We start from the raw sequence: 18575 nt of genomic DNA on the forward strand, positions 1-18575 counted from the left end.
GCAATGGAACAGGAACACTACTTACGCCAATCAGTGTGATCGGCGCGGCGGGGCCGGACGGAAATTCCAGAGATCGGCGTTTGCGGAGGCCATGACGCCGGCTTGCGTCGCGCCCTTGCCCGCTTCGAGCGCGTCGAGCAGCGACTCGACATTGGTTGCGGGCGTCCAGTCTCCGCCGATCCCGTTGCTCGTCCGGACCGATTCGATCGCGGTCCGCACCAGCCGGCGGCGGACCTCGCGCGGTAGCCCCGCCATGTCGATGCGCGCCTCATTGGGTGCGGAAGGCTGCGCGCGTTCCGACCATAACCAGCCGCTGATCGCGCCCAGATCGGCTTCAGCTTCGGCGACATAGGCGGCCGCGCGCGCGATCTTGAGCGGGTCGATCCAGTCCGCCCCCTCGACCCAGCGGCGGAAGCGCGCGCGCTCGAACCGGTCGGCGGTGTTGCTGGGGTCATCGACGAACGGCAGGTCCGCCGCCACCGCGACCGCGCGCAATTCGGTGCGCCGCCAGCCAAGCAAGGGCCGTAACAGCAGGAGCGGAGCTTCGCCCGCATCCGCCGTCACGTCGATCTTGCGGCGCGCGCGCACTGCCGCCAACCCGGCGACGCCCGAGCCGCGCGCGGCGCGCATCAGGAAGGTCTCGGCCTGATCGTCGCCGTGATGCGCGGTGGCGAGGCCGCCAGCCCCCGCCTCGACGCTCCACCGATGCAACAGCAGATACCGCTGTTCGCGCGCCCAGGCGTGGAGGTTTCCGGCCATAGGCGGCGGCACCGTGATCGGCAGAGTCGCATGCGGCACATCGATCGCCGCGCAACAGCCCGCGACCATCGCCGCCTCGTCCGCGCTCTCCGTACGCAGGCCGTGATCGACCGTCGCCGCGCACACCCGGTCCGGAAACGCCTCGGCGGCGAGCGCGAGCATCGCCATACTGTCCGGCCCGCCCGACACCGCCAGCGCGAGCCGCGCGACGTCGGCGGACGCACCCAACAGCCGTTCGCACTCCGCCCGGAACCGTGCGACCAGCGCCGGCTCCAGAATCACATCAGGAGCATTTCGACTGCGCCTTGGCGCGCGTCACGTCGGCGCGCATCGCGTCGCTCAGCTTCGCGCCATAGACATCGTCCAGCTCGCGATAGACCTTGCACACGTCGGCGGCCGGCTTGCCGAGCTTCACCAGCGACTGGCCGAGATAATAGAGGCTGTCGGGCGCACGCTCGCCATCCGGCCATTTCTTGTAATTGTCGTAGAAGGCGAGGCTGGCGAGCGAGGGCTTGCCGTCTTCGAGGTACGAGCGGCCGAGCAGGTTCTGCGCGTAGCTGGCGCGCTTGTGCTTGGGATAGGTTCCAGTGACGCGTTTGAACTGTTCCTCCGCCTCCGGATAGAGATGCGCCTGCCACAGCCGGTAGCCATAGAGGTAGGTGTCTTCGGCTTCGTCGCCGGTCTTGGGGCGTTGCAGCGCGGCGATCTGCTGCTGGCGCGACGGATCGGTGGTCGGCGGAGTGTTGTCGCCGTCGGCGGTCTTGGCCGGGCGGGCGGTGGGCTGCTTGACGCCCGACCCCTTGCCACCGGCGCGCGGCGGCGGCGCACTGTCATCCGCGCCCGCGATCGGCGCGGGCGATCCGGCCCCTGCCCCTGCCCCGCCGCCGGTCGAGGCGGCGGTGTCCTCCAGTGCCTTCAGCCGCGCGTCGGTGGTGCGCTTGTACGCGTTGAACGCATCCTCCAGCACCTGCAGCCGGTGCTGCGTCGTCTCGATCGAGCCGGTGACGGTGCTGAGCTGGCTTTCCAGCGCGTTGACGCGGGTGCTGAGGTCCGCCAGCGGGCTGCTCGCGGGGGTGCCGGGGCTGTCCTCGGGACTGGACGGCTTGATCTCGGGCTCGAGATACTGGCCACCGCCGCCGGGGAACACCTTGCGCTGCACCGCGCGCATTTCGCTTTCGAGCCGGCCGACCCGTCCCTCGATGCCGGACTGCGCCGCCGCCGGCATCGCGCCGAGCGCGCTGCTCGCCAGCAGGACCAACGCCACCAAGTGCTTCCGCATCGTCATTTCCCCGCAAACCATCCCGTGCCGCTATAGCTAAGCCGCACCGCCTGTCGCCAGCCTTAAGGCGCGGGCGTCGCGGCGGGCGCCGGCGGCGGCGTGGCGGCAGGAGCCTGCGCGGCCGGTGCGGCGATGTTGAGCGTCGTCACCGCGCCAGGCTCGACCGGTTCATGGTGGCGCGGCGACGCGTGGGCGGTCGGCCGCGCGGCATGCGTCGCGGCTGCGGTGGGCGTTGCCTGCGAAGTCGCGGCGGCGGGCGTGCCGCGCGCGAGCAGCGCGGCGGCACCGATCGGCACGTCCTTGATCGCGACATGACCGTCGCCGAGCGGCGGCACCGCGCTGCCGTTGATCGTGACCTTCAGCTTGTCGGGCCGGCCGATGTTGATCATCAGCCCCGGCTTGTCCTGCGGGACGGTGTACGTCTCGCCCGGCTTCATCGTGCTCTCATGCACCGTGCCGCTCGCGTCGTAGATGCGCAGCCACACGTCGTCGGTCGCGGTGAGGACGACCTGCCCTCCTTGCGCCGCCGCCGGGGTGGCGGGCGCCTCGGGCACCGCGCCCGCGCTCGCATCGGCAGTCGGGCTGGCGGCAGGCGTGCCACTCTCGCCGCGGAACCAGGTGGTGCCGAACCACAGCCCCGCGGCGATCAGCAGCAGCAGCGCGAGCGCGACGCCGATCACCGCGACCAGGCCGGTCGGCTCGCGCCGGGGCTCGTCGGGCTCGTACGGGATATATTCGGTGCGGCGCACTGCCGGCTGGTGGACGTTCTGGCCCCGCACGTCGCGCGCTATGGCGACCTCATCCAGCCCGACCGCCCGCGCATAGGCTTTGGCGAAGCCGACCGAATAGGTGATCGACGGCAGCGCCGCGTAATTGCCCTCCTCGATCGCCTCGAGCTGGCGCAGCGGCACGCGGGTGCGCGCGGCGACTTCGTCGAGCGACAACCCCTGCGCCTCGCGCGCTTCGCGCAGGCGTGCTCCGGGGGTGGTCGAGATCGGCTTGGCCGGTTCCACCGGAGGATCGGCGTCGGTCATTCACTCTCTCCGGCGCAGGCGGTTGCGGCCCGTGGTCGACCTGCGCGTAACGATCCCGCTGTTGCACCAGCGCACGGGCCAGCGCAACGCCCCGCGCCACCGGCAACCCGCGTTTTACGCCAGTTCGACGCCCTTTTCAGTGGCCCATTCGAGCAGCGCAGCGCGCATGTCACGCGGGGGCGCCGCCAGCAGGCCCGCCATGTGCGCGGTGAGCGCGGCATGATCGAGCGAGCGCACCATCGCCTTAATCGGGCCGACCGCCGCCGGGGTGATCGACAGACGGTCGATGCCGATGCCGATCAGCGCCATCGCCTCCAGCGTGCGGCCGCCCATCTCGCCGCACACGCCGAGCTGCACGCCCGCCGCCCGCGTCGGCGCGACCAGCCGCGCGAGGAAGCGCAGGATCGCCGCGCTCAGCCAGTCGTAGCGTTCGGCGAGCTTGGGATTGGCGCGATCGGCGGCGAACAGGAACTGGGTCAGGTCGTTGGTGCCGACCGACAGGAAATCGAGCTGGGGCAGCAGCAGGTCGAGCTGCTCCGCCAAAGCCGGCACCTCCAGCATCGCACCGTAGCGGATCGCGCTCGGCATCATCCGCCCGCGCCGCGCCAGCCATTCGCGCTGCGCCTCGAACAACGCGCGCGCTTCCTCGAACTCCCACGGTTCCGACACCATCGGGAACATCACGTTGAGCGTGCGCCCCGCCGCCGCCTCCAGCAGCGCGCGCGCCTGCGCCTTCATCAGACCGGAGCGCTCGAGCCCGAGCCGGATCGCGCGCCAGCCCATCGCCGGATTCTCCTCGTCCTCCTCCTTGGCGAGATAGGGCAAAGCCTTGTCGCCGCCGATATCGACCGTGCGGAAGATCACCGGCCGCTCGCCCGCCGCCTCCAGCACGTCGCGGTACAGCCGCTGCTGCCGCTCGCGCGCGGGGAGGGTTGAGGAGACGAGGAACTGGAATTCGGTGCGGAACAGCCCGATCCCGTCCGCGCCGGTCAGGTCGAGCGCGGCGACGTCGTCGCGGAGCCCGGCGTTGACCATCACCGTGACGCGGTGGCCGTCCATCGTGATCGGCAGCTCGTTCTTGAGCGAGGCGAACACCGCGCGGCGCTTCTGCCGCGCCTGCAACCGCGCCTCGAACGCCTCCTCCATGGCGCCGGAGGGCCGCGCGAAGACGTTGCCCGCAGTCACGTCGAGCAACAGCGCATCGCCCTCGCCGATCAGCCGCCGCACGCTCTTGACGCGGCCGAGCACCGGCACCCCCATCGCACGCGCGACGATGGTGACATGCGCGGTGAGCGAACCTTCCTCCAGCACCACGCCCTTCAGCCGGCGGCGATCATATTCGAGCAGTTCGGCCGGGCCGAGGTTGCGCGCGATCAGGATCGTATCCTGCCTGAGGCCCATCTGCGCGGCGGTGCCGAGCTGGCCCGAGACGATGCGCAGCAGCCGGTTCGACAGATCCTCAAGATCGTGCATCCGATCGGCCAGCAGCGGATCGTCGATCTGACGCATCCGCATGCGGGTGCGCTGCTGCACGCGCTCGATCGCGGCTTCCGCGGTCAGCCCGCTGTCGATCGCCTCGTTGATGCGCCGCGCCCAGCCTTCGTCATAGGCGAACATCTTGTAGGTCTCGAGCACCTCCTCATGCTCGCCGCCCACGCCGAACTCGGCCTCGCGCTGGATGCGCTCGATCTGCTCGCGCATCTTGTCGAACGCGGCATAGACGCGGTGGCGCTCGGCCTCGACATCCTCGGCGACGGTATGTTCGACGGTGATGCGCGGCTGGTGATACACCGCATATCCGCTCGCCATGCCGTCGACCAGCTTGAGGCCTTGAATGCGGATCGGCGCGGTCGACTGGACTCGCGTCGATGCAGCGCCCGCGCCATCGACCAGATCGGCGTTGGCGATCAGTTCGGACAGCACCATCGCCACCGTCTGCAACGCCTCGATCTCGACATCGTCATAGCGGTGCGGATCGGCATGCTGCACGCACAGCACGCCCACCGCGCGTTCGCGCCGGATGATCGGCACGCCCGCGAAACTGTGATATTTGTCCTCGCCCGTTTCCGGCCGATACACGAAGTCCGGATGCGCGGCGGCCTCGTCCAGGTTGAGCGTCTCGACATTCTGCGCGATCGTGCCGACCAGCCCCTCGCCCGGCGCCAGCGTGGTGACGTGCACCGCCTCCTGCGCGAGCCCGCGCGTGGCGAACAGTTCGAGCACGCCGTCGCGCAGAAGATAGATCGAACACACCTCGCTCGACATCGCCTCGCCGACGATCTGCACCACCGAATTGAGCTTGGCCTGCGCCGGGTTGCGCGACGCCATCACGTCATGGAGGCGAACGAGGATTTCGCGGGCGGAGGCGACAGCCGTGAGCATGGCTGAGTCGCTATCAGACCGACATGACGCACGTCCATCTTGCGGCGCACAATCGGGAAAAATACTTCCCGCGTGGTTTTTAACTTCGCCACATCTTCGTGCGGCGCGCGCAATGCAGCACGATTACTGGTCGAACAGACCGTCCTGGCTGCCGGCGGGCGGGTTGAGGCCGAGGTGCTTCCAGCCGCCCGCGTTGAGGCAGCGCCCGCGCGCGGTGCGCGCGACCAGACCGAGCTGGATCAGGTACGGCTCGATCACCTCCTCGATCGTGTCGCGCGGTTCGCTCAGGCCCGCCGCCAGCGTCTCGACGCCGACCGGGCCGCCGCGATAGATATCGGCGATCATCATGAGGTAACGCCGGTCCATCGCGTCGAGCCCGAGCGCGTCGACCTCCAGCCGGTTGAGCGCGCCGTCCGCCGAGCGTGCATCGACCACGTCATGCCCGGCGGCATGCGCGAAGTCGCGCACGCGGCGCAGCAGCCGCCCGGCGATGCGCGGCGTGCCGCGCGAACGCCGCGCCACCTCGCGTGCGCCGTCGGGCGACACCGCCAGCCCGAGCAGCGCCGCCGCGCGCGTGACGACGCGCTCGAGTTCGTCGACGGTGTAGAAGGTCAGCCGCACCGGAATACCGAAGCGATCGCGCAGCGGCTGGGTGAGCAGCCCCTGCCGCGTCGTCGCGCCGACGAGGGTGAAGCGCGGCAGGTCGATCCGCACCGATCGCGCCGATGGCCCCTCGCCGATCATCAGATCGAGCGCGCGGTCCTCCATCGCCGGGTACAGCACCTCCTCGACCGCGGGTTGCAGGCGGTGGATCTCGTCGATGAACAGCACATCGCCGTCCTCGAGATTAGTAAGGAGCGCGGCGAGATCGCCAGACTTGGCGATCACCGGGCCGGACGTCGCGCGGAACCCCACCCCCATCTCGCGCGCGATGATCTGCGCGAGCGTGGTCTTGCCCAGCCCCGGCGGCCCGAAGAACAGCACATGGTCGAGCGCGTCGCCACGCGCCCGCGCTGCCTGGATGAACACGCGCAGATTCTCGCGCGCCGCCTTCTGCCCGACGAAATCGTCGAGCGATTTGGGGCGCAGCGCGGCGTCCACGTCTTCGGCGCGGCGCGTCGGGGCAAGCAGGCGGTCGGCATCGTCCATCGCCGTTCCCTACCTGTTCACCGCCGCCCGTGTCGAGCGGGCAACGTGACGATCAGGCGATCTCCCGCACCGTTTGCGCGCGGGCGTGCAGATAGCGCGCCAGCGGATCGGCGAACTGCGCGGGCAGCGGCCGGTTCGCGCCGAGCAGCCGCGCCGCCTCGGCCCCGACCACCAGCCGCGCCTCGGCGTCGAGCCGCCCTGACGCGACCGCCGCCGCGAACGCCGGGTCGCTCGCTAGCGCGGCGGTGAGCCGGTCGAACAGCGTCGTCGGATCGATGATCCCACCGGGCGCACCGAATGCCGCGATCAGTTCGCGCGCCCAGTGTTCGGGCTCGTCCGCGCTCGCCGCGCTCAGCGCGGTTTCGCGCTTCATCTGGTCGCGATAGGCTTCACGGCTGACCCGGTCGGGATGCGCGTCCTCGGGCCGGAACGGACGCCAGCCGCGATCGGCGGTGCGGATGAGCGGGGTGTCGCACCGCACGCACGGCGCGCGCAGGTCGACACCATCGTTCCAAACCCGTCGCCGCGCGCGGCGATGGCCCAAAAATGCGCAAAGCGGCTTCGACAGAATCGACATAGCGCCACTATAATCCCGATTGCTGCACTGCGGTGACGTCCCGCCGCTTTTTATCGCGTTCAAGCAAGGGTTTGTCGCAGACCCTCACGCACTTGCCCCCAAGGCTGCGGCAGGCGTAAAGGGCCTGTCACCAGTTCCATGGAACAGCCGCGGACCCATGCGTCGCGGGCGGCGGGTGACATGGGGACGAGGCTTGCCTCGCCGCCTTACCAGCACTGTATAGCAGCGGCGCGCAGGAGACTATGACAATGTCCGGCATGTCCAGGACCGCGGCGTTCGGCCGCACCATCGCGCTCTCGGGCGCGATCCTCGGCGCGGTGGCGGTCACGCCAGCCTTCGCCGATCCGATCGACGTGATGACAAGCGTCCGCGTCGGCAATATCGCGCAGCCGACCACGCCGCAGGAACAGAAGATGGTGCAGTTCCGCATCGCCAAGGCGGCCGAAGCCGCCTGCGGCTCCGACGAGCGCAGTCTGAGCGAGTATCGCCAGTCGGTGCGTCGCTCGCAGTGCTTCCACGACAGCTATGCCGATGCGATGGCGCAGCTGACCAGCCGTTGGAGCGGCGGCGCGGGCCGCTGACCCGGCGATCGGCCGGCTGGCGCGCGCCGGTCGGCCGATCCGCTCCTTCGCAGCCGCTATTTCGCAGCCCTGCGCAGCGCGAGCCGCACCAGCGCGTCGAGCGTGGCGCCTGCGCCCAGTTCCTCCTCCGCCGCCGCGACCGCATTCGACGCCTCGGCGGGGCGGAAGCCGAGGTTGAGCAGCGCCGACACCGCATCCGCGCCCGAACCGACCGGCGCCGCCACCGGCGTCGCGCCCACGAAGGCGATGCCGCCGACCTTGTCCTTCAACTCACGCACGATCCGCTCGGCGAGCTTGGGGCCGACGCCGTTGGCGCGCGCCACCATCGCCTTGTCCTGCGCCGAGATTGCCCGCGCGAGTTCGGCCGGATCGAGCGCCGACAGGATCGCCAGCGCGACCCGCGCGCCGACCCCCTGCACGCCGGTGAGCAGCCGGAACGAATCGCGTTCGCCCGAGGTCGCGAAGCCAACGAGGCGGATGAAATCCTCCCCCACCAGCATCTCGGTATGCAGCGTCACCGCCTCGCCGACCGGGCCGATCGCCGCCAGCGTGCGCGCCGACGCGCCGACCATATAGCCGACGCCGCCGACGTCGATGATGGCAAAGTCGATGCCGGTCTCGTCCAGCCGGCCTTTGAGGTGCGCGATCATCGCGCGGCCGTAAGCGATTGCGCGCGCCGCGTCACGCCTGCGCCTGCACCCGGCGGGCGAGGCCGGCGGCGCTCGCGACGTGATGCGCGTGCGTGATCGCCACCGCCAGCGCATCGGCCGCATCGGGGCCGGTCAACTGCACGCCCGGCAGCAGCCGCGCGACCATCGCCTGGATCTGCTTCTTGTCCGCCCCGCCGGTGCCGACCACCGCCTTCTTGACCACGCTCGGGTGATATTCGCCGATCACCAGCCCGGCCCCGGCAGCGGCGAGCAGTACCACCCCGCGCGCCTGCCCCAGCTTGAGCGTCGATTGCGCGTTGCTGTTGCCGAGCACCTCCTCCGCCGCCGCGCCGTCGGGCTTCTCGGCGCGGATCACGTCGAGCAGCGCGGCATGGAGGTTGGCGAGCCGGCGCGGCAGCGGCGTCGACGGATCGGTGCGGATCTGGCCGTTGGCGATGTGGCTCAGCCGGTTGCCATCGGCGCGGATCACGCCCCAGCCGGTCGTGCCGAGGCCGGGATCGAGACCGAGGATGATCATGCCGGGAGAATCATCAACCCAGCTTCTCCATCACTGCGTCGGACACTTCGTAATTGCCCCACACGGTCTGCACGTCGTCATCGTCGTCAAGCGTGTCGATCAGCTTGAACAGCAACGCCGCATCGTCCTCGCCGACCTCGACCATCGTCTGCGGCTTCCACGCGAGCTTGGCGCCTTCGGGCTCGCCGAGCACGGGGGTGAGCGCCTTGACGACCTCGTGCAGATCGGCCTGCGCCGTCCAGATCTCGTGGCCGTCCTCGCTCGACGTCACGTCCTCGGCGCCCGCTTCCAGCGCCGCCTCGAACACCTTCTCGGCATCGCCCGCTTGCGCGCCGTAGTTGATGAGGCCGACGCGGTCGAACGCATGGCTCACCGAACCGCTCGCGCCGAGGTTGCCGCCGTTCTTCGACACGGCGGTGCGCACGTTGGTGGCGGTGCGGTTGCGATTGTCCGAAAGCGCCTCGATGATGAGCGAAACGCCGCCGGGGCCGAAGCCTTCGTAGCGGATTTCCTCGTAATTCTCGGTATCGCCCTTCGATGCCTTGTCGATCGCGCGCTGGATATTGTCCTTGGGCATCGACTGCGCCTTGGCGGCGTTGATCGCCATGCGCAGGCGCGGGTTCATGTCGGGATCGGGCAGGCCCATCTTCGCCGCGACGGTGATCTCGCGGCTGAGCTTCGAGAACATGCCCGAACGCTTCTTATCCTGCGCACCCTTGCGGTGCATGATGTTCTTGAACTTGGAATGGCCTGCCATGGATCTCTCTTAGCTTTGCGGTCTTGCCCGCTTCTAGGCTTGCGGAGCGGCGCTTGCCAACCTGTCGAGCTTCGCGTCGATCGCGTCGAGCCGCGCGATCACCACCGCGTCGAGCTTTTCGTGCAGCCGCAGGATCTCCAGCTCGGCGCGCAGGTTGGTCTCGTAATCGAGGCTGGCGGCGACCCGGTCCTTCGCGGCCTGGCGATTCTGGCTCATCATGATGATAGGCGCCTGCACCGCGGCGAGCGTCGACAGCATCAGGTTGAGGAAGATGTACGGATACGGGTCGAACGCCGCGCCGAAATGCGCGAGCACGTCCGAATTGAGCAGCATCCATCCGAACAGCACCACCGAAAAGGCGATGATGAAGCCCCACGATCCGCCGACCGCGGCGACCTGATCGGCCAGCCGGTCGCCGAAGCTCGATCGCGCATCCGCCTCGTCGGCCGCATCGCGGCTGACGGTGGTGCGCGCATCGATACCGGCGAGGACGCGCAGTTCCTCCGCGTCGAGCGCGCTGCTCGGCTTGCCGAGCAGCCGCTGCGCGAGATCGGCGATGTGGTGGTCGCTCATCGCCGGATCCCCGCGTGCGTTCAGGCCAGGCCGAGCGCCTGCTTGTAGGTTTCGAGCAGCATCTCCGCCTCATCGCGGTGGTGCTTCTCCATCTTGCGCAGGCGCACGATGGTGCGAATCGTCTTCACGTCGAAGCCGGTCGACTTGGCCTCGCCGTACACGTCCTTGATGTCATCGGCGATGCCCTTCTTTTCTTCCTCGAGGCGCTCGATACGCTCGATGAGAAGGCGAAGCTGGTCGGCGGCGATGGACTCGCTCATGGTGATTCCCCGGAAGGTATGAATGGCTGAAAGCGAGCGCCTTTAGGCGAGCCGGAACCGCCCGTCACCCCCCGAGATCACGCCCGTGCGATCAAGCGTTCTTCGCAATGCTCTCGTTCATGCGCGCGATCTGCTCAGGCGTCGCGGCGGTCTGATGCTCGGCCTTCCACTGCGCGTACGGCATGCCGTACACGGTCGCGCGCCCGGCCTCCTTGTCGAGCGCGCCCTCGCTCGCCTCGGCCACCCAATCGCCCAGGCAGTTGCGGCAGAAGCCGGCGAGCCCCATCAGATCGACGTTCTGCGCGTCGCTGCGGTGGCGCAGGTGTTCGACCAGCCGGCGGAACGCGGCTGCCGCGATCCGGTCGTCGAGTGCGTCGAGTGGTATCATGCGTATCTTTCCGTGGTTGATCCACGGTACATATGGCCTAGAGCGTCACGCGCCAACCGATGGGACACTTCATGACCAAGACCATCCGCGCGCGCATGCGCAAAGTCCGCATCCTCGCCACGCTCGGGCCGGCGAGCAGCAGCCCCGAGAAGATCGCCGCGCTGTACGAGGCGGGCGCCGACGCGTTCCGCATCAACATGAGCCACGGCGACCAGCAGTCGAAGATCGCGGTGATCGCGGCGATTCGCGCGATGGAGAAGACCTACCGCCGCCCGACCACGATCCTCGCCGACCTTCAGGGGCCGAAGCTGCGCGTCGGCAAGTTCGCCGACGGCAAGGTCGAGCTGGTGACAGGGTCGACCTTCATCCTCGACCGATCGTCCGAGCCGGGCGACGCGACCCGCGCCGAACTGCCGCACCGCGAGATCTTCGCCGCGATCGAGGTGGGCGCGCGGCTGCTGCTCGACGACGGCAAGCTGGTGCTGCGCGTGACCGAGCATGATTCCGACCGGATCGTGACCGAGGTGATCGTCGGCGGCATGCTGTCGAACAACAAGGGCCTCAACGTGCCCGACGTGGTGGTGCCGATGGCGGCGCTGACCGAGAAGGACCGCAGCGATCTCGCCTTCGCGTGCGATCAGGGCGTCGACTGGATCGCGCTGTCGTTCGTGCAGCGCCCCGAGGATCTCGCCGAGGCGCGCAAGCTGATCGAAGGGCGCGCGGCCTTGCTGGCCAAGATCGAGAAGCCCTCCGCGATCGAGCGGCTCGAAGAGATCGTCGAGATGTGCGACGGCGTGATGGTCGCGCGCGGCGATCTCGGCGTCGAGCTGCCGCCGGAGACGGTGCCGCCCTTGCAGAAACGCATCATCGAAGTGTCGCGCCGGCTCGGCCGCCCGGTCGTGGTGGCGACGCAGATGCTCGAATCGATGATCACCTCGCCCTCGCCGACGCGCGCGGAAGTGTCGGACGTGGCGACCGCGATCTACGACGGCGCGGATGCGATCATGCTGTCGGCGGAAAGCGCCTCGGGCGCGTGGCCGACCGAATCGGTCGCGATGATGGACGCGATCGGCAACTCGGTCGAACGCGATCCCACCCACGGCGACCGCATCCACTTCACCGTGATGCGACCCGATCCGACCACCGCCGACGCGCTGGCGGAAGCCGCGAAGAATATCGCCGAGACGGTCGGCGCGGCGGCGATCATCTGCTTCACCACCTCGGGCTCGACCGCGCGCCGCGTCGCGCGCGAACGGCCGAGCGTGCCACTGATGGTGCTCACCCCCAAGCCCGAGACGGCGCGCCGCTCCGGGCTGTTGTGGGGCGCCTATGCGGTCCACACCAAGGATGTCGGCTCGTTCGAGGAGATGGTGTCCAAGTCGAAGCGGATGGCGCTGCGCCACGGCCTCGCCAAGGCGGGCGACCGGCTCATCATCATGGCGGGCGTCCCGTTCGGCACGCCGGGTTCGACCAACGTGCTGCATGTCGTCCGCGTCGTCGGCGACGAACTGAAGGGGTATACGAGCTAGCGAGCGGCGCACGCTGCGCCGCGGTCGCGTGAGCGACGCGCAAGTCCGGCCGGCGCGGCGAAGCCGCGTCCGACGACACGGGCTTTGCCCGTGGCGGGCGATGCGCTCTTTCCCTCCTGGGCAGGCGAGGCTCACACCCCGCCGATCTCCCCGCGCGCCGCCTCGCCGCGCCGCGCCCGGGCGGGCGCGAGCAGATGCCAGACCAGCAGCACCGGCTCGATCACCGCCATCCCGACCAGCGTGCCCGCCAGCCGCTCCAGCCCGGGCGTGATCGCCGCCGTGGCATAGCTGTCGGGCACCAAAGTCACCAGTACGGCGAGCGTGAACTGCGTGCCCATGTAGCGATAGGCGTGATCGCCGTTCTCGATATGGCGGCCGATCGTGACACCGAGCGCGGTGCCGAGGACGAGTACCGCCGCCACGCCATGCGCCGCGAACAGGATCGCCGCCGCGAAGGCCGCCCCGGCGAGGCCGCCGACGAAGCGGTAGAACAGCCGCCAGCTTACCGGCACGAAACCGCTCGCACCGATCCCGGCGACCGGCACCAGCATCACCGCCATGATCGTGATCGCGCCGCCCGACAGCGCGGGCACGTCGGTCCATGCCGACACGGCCACGAGCAGGGCGAGCGCGACGCCGCCCTGCGCCGCGTGGCGCGCGGCGACCCGGCTCCACCCGTCGACTCCGGGCGCGGCGTTGCGCACGGCGGGCCAGACGCGGCGCAACGTCAGCGTCGACAGCAGGCTGACCGCCATGCAGGCCAACGTGCCCGCGCTGGTTTCGAGAATGCGCGTCCGCACGAAACGCCCAAGCGGGATCTGGGGATCATGCAGCGCGTCGTACAGCACCATCGCGAAGGTAAGGCCGACGAACAGCCACGCATAGGCGCGCCTGGCGGTGATCGCCTTGTACAGCGTGACCGTGCCGATGACGAGGATGCCGAGCGCGGCGAGCGGCCAGTGCGGCGCGATCGTCGGGATCGCCGCCAGCGCGATCAGCCCGCCGGCAAGCGTGCCGACGATGCGCAGAATGCCGCGCTGCACCGTCTCACCGACGTGCCCGCGCATCACCATATAGCCGGAGAACGCCGCCCACGACACGTTGGTCGCGCCAAGGACGTGCGCGACGAGGATCGCGAGCAGCACCGACGCGACGCATTCGACCTCGTCGATCGCGCGCGCGTCGATGCGGTTGCGCAGGCTGGCGAATGTGACTCTCACGAAGCGAAGGCCGGGATCCGGTTACGGAACGGGCGTAAACGAACGCTGCGCTTCGTAACCGGGGCCCTCCCGACCGGACCCCGGCCCCTTCGGCTGGCTGGCAAAGCCAGCCGCTCAGGACAGGCTTCGCCGGGGAACCACAGAAGACGGAGAGGCTCGGGCGTCATACCTCTCGACATAACACCCGCCGCCCTTTTTACCCCAGCTTCTGTGCGGTCAGCGCCTTGAGGTCGACCTGCGCGCGCGCGCCGTAATGCGAGATGATCTCCGCCGCGCACAGCGCACCGAGCCGCAGCGACCGCTCCAGCCCGAAGCCCTGCGCCTGCCCGTGCAGGAACCCCGCCGCGAACAGATCGCCGGCACCGGTGGTGTCGACCACGCGCGCGATCGGCTCGGCGGCGACGCTGACGCGCTGCCCGGCCGAGACTGCGATTGCGCCCTCGGCCCCGCGCGTCACCACCAACGTCGGCACCTGTGCCGATGCGGCCGAAACCGCCGCCTCGAAATCCTCGGTGCCCATCAGCGCGAGCAGCTCGGCCTCGTTGGCGAACATGATGTCGATCAGGCCCTTGGCCATGAGATCGCGGAAGTCGCCGCCGTGACGGCCGATGCAGAACGTGTCGGACAGCGTGAAGGCGACCTTGCGCCCGGCCTTGCGCGAAATCTCGATCGCGGCGCGCATTGCGGCGCGCGGCTCCTCGGGATCCCACAGATAGCCTTCGAGGTACAGGATCGCACCGGCGGCGATCATCTCGCGGTCGAGCGCGGCCTCGGGCAGATATTGCGACGCGCCGAGGAAGGTGTTCATCGTGCGCTGCCCATCGGGCGTCACAAAGATCAGGCAGCGCGCGGTGGTCGGCTCGCCGTCGCGCGCAGGCGTGGTGAAGTCGATGCCGACCGAGCGGATGTCGTGCGCGAAGATCTGCCCCAGCTCGTCGCCCGCGACCTGGCCGATGAAGCCGCACTTGCCGCCGAGCGCGGCGATGCCCGCGACCGTGTTCGCCGCCGAACCGCCGCTCGCCTCTATCCCCGGCCCCATCTTGGCGTAGAGCGCGTCGGCTTCCTCGGGCGAGAACACCAGCGCCATCGAGCCCTTGTTCATCCCTGCTTCGACGATGAAATCGTCGGTGGCCTGGGCAAGCACGTCGACGATGGCATTGCCGATCGCGACGACGTCGTAAGTTGGGGCGCTCAAGATATTCTCCGTGGGAACCTGAAAGCGTGCGGGGTAAGGCGCGCCGCCGTCGAGCGCAACCGCCCATGCCGATCGGATTGACGCGGGCGCCGTGCCGACGCACGACAGGCACATGGTGCGCGCCTTCTTCCTCTCGATCGGCCAGTTCGGCGACCGCGCGTTTCTCCTCGTGTTCGCCAAATCGCTCGCGATCACCTTCGTGCTGTTCGCGTTGCTCGGCGGGGGCGCGTGGTGGTGGACGCAGGGAGTGGCGGCGACGCAAGGGGCGGACGGCTGGCTGTCCGCGCTCGCCGGTTTCGCTGCGCTGCTCGCGGTGTTCGCGGCCGGCTGGCTGCTGTTCCGGGCGATCGCGATAGGCGTGCTGATGGTGTTCGTCGAGGAGATCGTCGTCGCGGTCGAGCGCAAACATTATCCGGAGGCGCTCGCGCAGGCGCGGCATGTCGGCATCGGTCGGGCGAGCCTGATGGGTCTGGCGTCGGGGCTGCGCGCGGTGCTCGTCAACCTCGTCGTGCTGCCGCTCTATATCGTGCTGCTGGTGACGGGGGTGGGCACGCTCGCGCTGTTCCTCGTCGTCAACGGCTGGCTGCTCGGGCGCGATCTCGGCGAGATGGTCGCCGCGCGGCATCTGCCGCCTGCGGCGATGCGAGACTGGCGCAAGGCGACCGCGCTCGAACGCTTCACGCTGGGGCTTGCGGGCACCGGGCTGTTCATGGTTCCGATCCTCAATCTCGCCGCGCCCGTGCTGGGGGCGGCGATGGCGACGCATCTGTTCCACGGGAGGACGACATGAAACGGACCGCGATGCTGCTGGGGGCGGCGGCGCTCGGCGGCTGCACCACCGGCGTCGTGCCGGCGGCACGCCCGGCGACGACGATGGCGATGCCGCGCGGCGGGCCGCTGCTCGAACGGGTGATGGGGCAGACCGGGCCGGCGCTCAACGCGATGTTCGGCGCGCCGATCGCGGATGTCCGCGAGGGCGATGCGCGCAAACTGCAATATGGCAACGCGACGTGCGTGCTCGACGCCTATCTCTACCCCAAGGGCAGGGCCGAGCCGGTCGTCACCTATGTCGACGCGCGTCAGGCCGACGGCAGCCCGATCGACCGGGCGAGCTGCGTCGGCGCGCTTCAGATCGGCAAGCGGAAGTAGCTACCGCGCGGCGGTGGTCGGCGTGGGCGTCGGCTGAGGCGTTGGCGCGGACACCGGCTGAGCGGGGCGAACCGGGGGAGGCGCGACCGTGCCGGCCGCCTGCCCCGCGAGCGCCGCCCATTCGAGCAGGTCGAGCGCGTGGCGCGCATCGACATAGCGGCGCGCTGCGTCGGTCCAGTGGCCGGCATCGGGCGCGCCGGGCAGCCGCGCGACTTCGCCCAGAGCCGCCTCGACCCGCCCGCTTTCAACCAGCCGCCGCGCGCGCGCGAAGCGGTCCGCAGGCAGCGTCGAGGGCGTGCCGGCGCGGTGCAGCGAGACGAGGTGCGTCAGCTCACGCCGGAAGCTCGCGACGATGCCGCCGCGCAAGCCGCCCGTCACCAGATCCGGTCCGCTCGCATCGAGCTTGAAGCGCAGATCGTCGAGTGTCATCGGCTCGCGCGCCGCCTGTACGATCGTCGCGACCGCGCCCGGCTGACTCGCCCCGAAGCGGAAGCGCAACCGCTCCTCCAGATAGCCGAGCGGGACGCCGCGATCGAGCGCGCGGCGCGCGGCGAAGGCGATCAGCATGCCTTCCGCTCGCGCGGCATTGCCGGCGGCGGCCTGTGCGTCCGCGCCCACGCCCGCGGTGCGCTCCTCCAGCGTGTCGAGTTGCGCCGAGAGCGCCGCCTCGCGCGAGGAGAGTGCGTCGAGATCGATCGTGGAGCCCTGTGCGCTGCCCTTGGCGGGCACGATCACCACCGGCGCCTGCGTGCGGCCGGCGGCATCGCTGCCGACCGGGAGCGTCAGCGTCGCGGTCTTGGGCGCGGGGCCGAGCCCGAACGCGCGGAACAGCAGGAAGGCACCCCCCGCGCCCGCCAGCACGAGCAGGATCGCGAGGAAGGTGATCGTCCGCCAGCCCGCTCTGCGGGCGGGAACCGTCGGGCTCGGCGGCGTTTGATCCATGTCACCTTATTCCCGTCGAACGCGGGCCGGTCAACGGCCAAGCGCAGCGATCGCGGCGAACAATGCCGCGTCGGTCGGTTCGGCGGCGACGGCGTGGGCGCGCCAGCCCTCCCCGGCCGCAGCGAGGATCGCCGGGCTGAACGCGCCGATCGCGACCGTTCCGCGCGACACACCGGCCGCGTCGAGCAGCGCACCGAGCCGCTGCCCCGCACGCGCGGAATGGAGCAGCGCGACGCTGCCGCTCAGACGGCCGAGCGCACTTTGGGTAATTGCGACGGGTTCGCTGGCGTAGACCGCGATCGCCTGCGTATCGCCGACCGGCGTCCGATCGCGCCCGCCGAGATGGAGCGGACGCACGAACCCCCGCCCGGCGAGCAACGCCGCCAGCGCCGCCGCATCCTGCCCGCCAATCGCGACCACCGTCAGCCCCGCCGCACGCGCGGCCGTGGCGGTCTGTTCGCCGACCGCGACCACCGGCAGCCCCGCCAGCCGCACGAGCGCAGCGCCCGCCATGCGCACGGCGTTGGCGCTGGTCAGCACCAGCGCATCGTGCGCGGCAGGATCGGGACAGATCCAGTCGAGCGACACGACCGCGAACAGCGGCAGCCGCAGTACCGCATACCCCGCCGCCTCGGCGCGCGCCGCCGTCGCGGCATTGCCGGGCTCCGGGCGCAGCACCGCGAGCGTGGCGCTCACCCGCCGAACAGCCGCCGCACCGCCTCGGGCGCACGCTCCAGCAGATCGCGCGCGAGGTGCTCGGCCAGCGCCGCGCCGGGTTCGCCGCGCACCTCTCCGCCGACCCGTTCGCGCCCGTCTTCGGTGAGCAGTTCGGCGACGATGTGCATCACCCCGCCCTCGATCGTCGCCAGCGCCGCGACGGGCGAGTGACAATCCGCCGCCAGCCGCGCGAGCAGCGCACGCTCCGCACCGACGCACGATTGCGTCACGCCGTCGCCGATCGCCTCGACCAGCATCGCGGCATTGGCATCGTCGGCGCGCACCTCGATACCGACCGCACCTTGCGCCGGGGCGGGCAGCAGCACCGCGCTGTCGATCGCCACGCCGACATCGTGCCGGCCGAGCCGCTCCAGCCCCGCCGCCGCCAGCAGGGTGGCATCGGCTTCGCCCGCCGCCAGCTTGGCGAGCCGCGTGTCGACATTGCCGCGAAACACGATCGTGGTCACATCGGGGCGCAACCGCCTCACCTGCGCGGCCCGCCTCGGCGAACTGGTGCCGAGCACCGCGCCGGTGCGCAGCGCGGCGAGGCTGTCCGCGCCGACCAGCCGGTCGCGCACGTCGGCGCGCGGCAGCATCGCGGCGATGCGGATCGCCTCGGGGCGGATCGTCTCGACGTCCTTCATCGAGTGAACCGCGCAATCGATCTCACCCGCCAGAAGCGCGCGGTCGAGTTCCTTGGTCCACAGCGCCTTGCCGCCGATCTCGGCGAGCGCGCGGTCCTGCACGCGGTCGCCGGTGGTGCGGATCGGCACGATCGCGACCGCATCGGGCGCCCAGCCGTGCGCCGCGCACAATGCGTCGCGCACCAGGGCGGCCTGAACGAGAGCCAGCGGCGAACCGCGCGTGCCGAGACGGAAGATCATGCGCGTCTCTAA

Annotated in this window: 21 protein-coding genes; 4 read left to right on the forward strand and 17 right to left on the reverse strand. The window is 70.2% G+C overall.

Features of this window, described 5'->3' with window-relative positions:
* Positions 1-30 precede the first annotated feature (30 nt).
* The 6 genes from tilS to AC3ANX_RS19565 form a co-directional block, all read right to left on the reverse strand.
* Positions 31-1041 carry a tRNA lysidine(34) synthetase TilS gene (gene tilS, locus AC3ANX_RS19540; RefSeq protein WP_488334880.1) on the reverse strand — a complete coding sequence of 337 codons (1011 nt, stop codon included), beginning with the start codon at positions 1039-1041 and terminating at the stop codon, positions 31-33.
* Position 1042: 1 nt separating this feature from the next.
* Complete coding sequence (locus tag AC3ANX_RS19545; protein ID WP_488334881.1) at positions 1043-2038, reverse strand: tetratricopeptide repeat protein; 996 nt, start codon at positions 2036-2038, stop codon at positions 1043-1045.
* A gap of 62 nt (positions 2039-2100) precedes the next feature.
* Positions 2101-3072, reverse strand: a complete 972-nt coding sequence (locus AC3ANX_RS19550; RefSeq protein ID WP_488334882.1) for a helix-turn-helix domain-containing protein — start codon at positions 3070-3072, stop codon at positions 2101-2103.
* 114 nt (positions 3073-3186) lie between these two features.
* Entirely contained in the window at positions 3187-5454 is a 2268-nt protein-coding gene (gene ptsP, locus AC3ANX_RS19555; RefSeq protein ID WP_488334883.1) for a phosphoenolpyruvate--protein phosphotransferase, read from the reverse strand.
* A 123-nt stretch (positions 5455-5577) separates the two neighbouring features.
* Positions 5578-6603 (reverse strand): Holliday junction branch migration DNA helicase RuvB, encoded by a 1026-nt coding sequence (gene ruvB, locus AC3ANX_RS19560; RefSeq protein ID WP_488334884.1) that lies wholly within the window; start codon positions 6601-6603, stop codon positions 5578-5580.
* Between the two features lie 52 nt (positions 6604-6655).
* Positions 6656-7084, reverse strand: coding sequence for a hypothetical protein (locus tag AC3ANX_RS19565; protein ID WP_488334885.1), 429 nt, complete (start codon positions 7082-7084; stop codon positions 6656-6658).
* 344 nt (positions 7085-7428) lie between these two features.
* Between AC3ANX_RS19565 and AC3ANX_RS19570 the strand changes: the two genes are divergently transcribed.
* A complete protein-coding gene (locus tag AC3ANX_RS19570) occupies positions 7429-7761 on the forward strand; it encodes a UrcA family protein (protein WP_488334886.1) in 333 nt (110 codons plus the stop codon).
* Between the two features lie 56 nt (positions 7762-7817).
* Here the strand turns inward: AC3ANX_RS19570 and ruvA are convergent, their stop codons facing one another.
* From ruvA to AC3ANX_RS19600, 6 genes are all read right to left on the reverse strand, one after another.
* Positions 7818-8411 (reverse strand): Holliday junction branch migration protein RuvA, encoded by a 594-nt coding sequence (gene ruvA, locus AC3ANX_RS19575; RefSeq protein ID WP_488334887.1) that lies wholly within the window; start codon positions 8409-8411, stop codon positions 7818-7820.
* Between the two features lie 31 nt (positions 8412-8442).
* The gene (gene ruvC, locus AC3ANX_RS19580) at positions 8443-8949 is read right to left on the reverse strand and encodes a crossover junction endodeoxyribonuclease RuvC (protein WP_488334888.1); all 507 of its coding nucleotides are present in this window, start codon (positions 8947-8949) and stop codon (positions 8443-8445) included.
* A 13-nt stretch (positions 8950-8962) separates the two neighbouring features.
* Complete coding sequence (locus AC3ANX_RS19585; protein WP_488334889.1) at positions 8963-9706, reverse strand: YebC/PmpR family DNA-binding transcriptional regulator; 744 nt, start codon at positions 9704-9706, stop codon at positions 8963-8965.
* A gap of 33 nt (positions 9707-9739) precedes the next feature.
* Entirely contained in the window at positions 9740-10279 is a 540-nt protein-coding gene (locus AC3ANX_RS19590; RefSeq protein WP_488334890.1) for a DUF1003 domain-containing protein, read from the reverse strand.
* Between the two features lie 20 nt (positions 10280-10299).
* Positions 10300-10539 (reverse strand): DUF2312 domain-containing protein, encoded by a 240-nt coding sequence (locus tag AC3ANX_RS19595; protein ID WP_242148102.1) that lies wholly within the window; start codon positions 10537-10539, stop codon positions 10300-10302.
* 91 nt (positions 10540-10630) lie between these two features.
* Complete coding sequence (locus AC3ANX_RS19600; RefSeq protein WP_488334891.1) at positions 10631-10927, reverse strand: DUF1244 domain-containing protein; 297 nt, start codon at positions 10925-10927, stop codon at positions 10631-10633.
* 71 nt (positions 10928-10998) lie between these two features.
* On the opposite strand from AC3ANX_RS19600, the gene pyk reads away from it, so the two are divergent.
* A complete protein-coding gene (gene pyk, locus AC3ANX_RS19605) occupies positions 10999-12456 on the forward strand; it encodes a pyruvate kinase (RefSeq protein ID WP_488334892.1) in 1458 nt (485 codons plus the stop codon).
* A 131-nt stretch (positions 12457-12587) separates the two neighbouring features.
* Here the strand turns inward: pyk and AC3ANX_RS19610 are convergent, their stop codons facing one another.
* Both AC3ANX_RS19610 and AC3ANX_RS19615 read right to left on the reverse strand, forming a co-directional pair.
* The gene (locus AC3ANX_RS19610) at positions 12588-13676 is read right to left on the reverse strand and encodes an FUSC family protein (protein WP_488334893.1); all 1089 of its coding nucleotides are present in this window, start codon (positions 13674-13676) and stop codon (positions 12588-12590) included.
* 196 nt (positions 13677-13872) lie between these two features.
* On the reverse strand, positions 13873-14871 hold the full coding sequence (locus AC3ANX_RS19615; protein WP_488334894.1) for an adenosine kinase: 999 nt from the start codon (positions 14869-14871) through the stop codon (positions 13873-13875).
* Positions 14872-14962: 91 nt separating this feature from the next.
* On the opposite strand from AC3ANX_RS19615, the gene AC3ANX_RS19620 reads away from it, so the two are divergent.
* Together AC3ANX_RS19620 and AC3ANX_RS19625 are read left to right on the forward strand one after the other, a co-directional pair.
* The gene (locus AC3ANX_RS19620) at positions 14963-15661 is read left to right on the forward strand and encodes an EI24 domain-containing protein (RefSeq protein ID WP_488334895.1); all 699 of its coding nucleotides are present in this window, start codon (positions 14963-14965) and stop codon (positions 15659-15661) included.
* Positions 15658-16020 (forward strand): hypothetical protein, encoded by a 363-nt coding sequence (locus tag AC3ANX_RS19625; protein WP_488334896.1) that lies wholly within the window; start codon positions 15658-15660, stop codon positions 16018-16020. Before AC3ANX_RS19620 ends, AC3ANX_RS19625 begins: the two co-directional genes overlap by 4 nt.
* Here the strand turns inward: AC3ANX_RS19625 and AC3ANX_RS19630 are convergent, their stop codons facing one another.
* The 3 genes from AC3ANX_RS19630 to hemC are packed head-to-tail and all read right to left on the reverse strand — an operon-like array spanning position 16021 to position 18563.
* Positions 16021-16962 (reverse strand): hypothetical protein, encoded by a 942-nt coding sequence (locus AC3ANX_RS19630; protein WP_488334897.1) that lies wholly within the window; start codon positions 16960-16962, stop codon positions 16021-16023.
* A 30-nt stretch (positions 16963-16992) separates the two neighbouring features.
* Complete coding sequence (locus tag AC3ANX_RS19635) at positions 16993-17658, reverse strand: uroporphyrinogen-III synthase (RefSeq protein WP_488334898.1); 666 nt, start codon at positions 17656-17658, stop codon at positions 16993-16995.
* Entirely contained in the window at positions 17655-18563 is a 909-nt protein-coding gene (gene hemC / locus AC3ANX_RS19640) for a hydroxymethylbilane synthase (RefSeq protein ID WP_488334899.1), read from the reverse strand. Before hemC ends, AC3ANX_RS19635 begins: the two co-directional genes overlap by 4 nt.
* Positions 18564-18575: the final 12 nt, after the last annotated feature.

This window comes from Sphingomonas sp. BRN-1R, assembly GCF_057748035.1.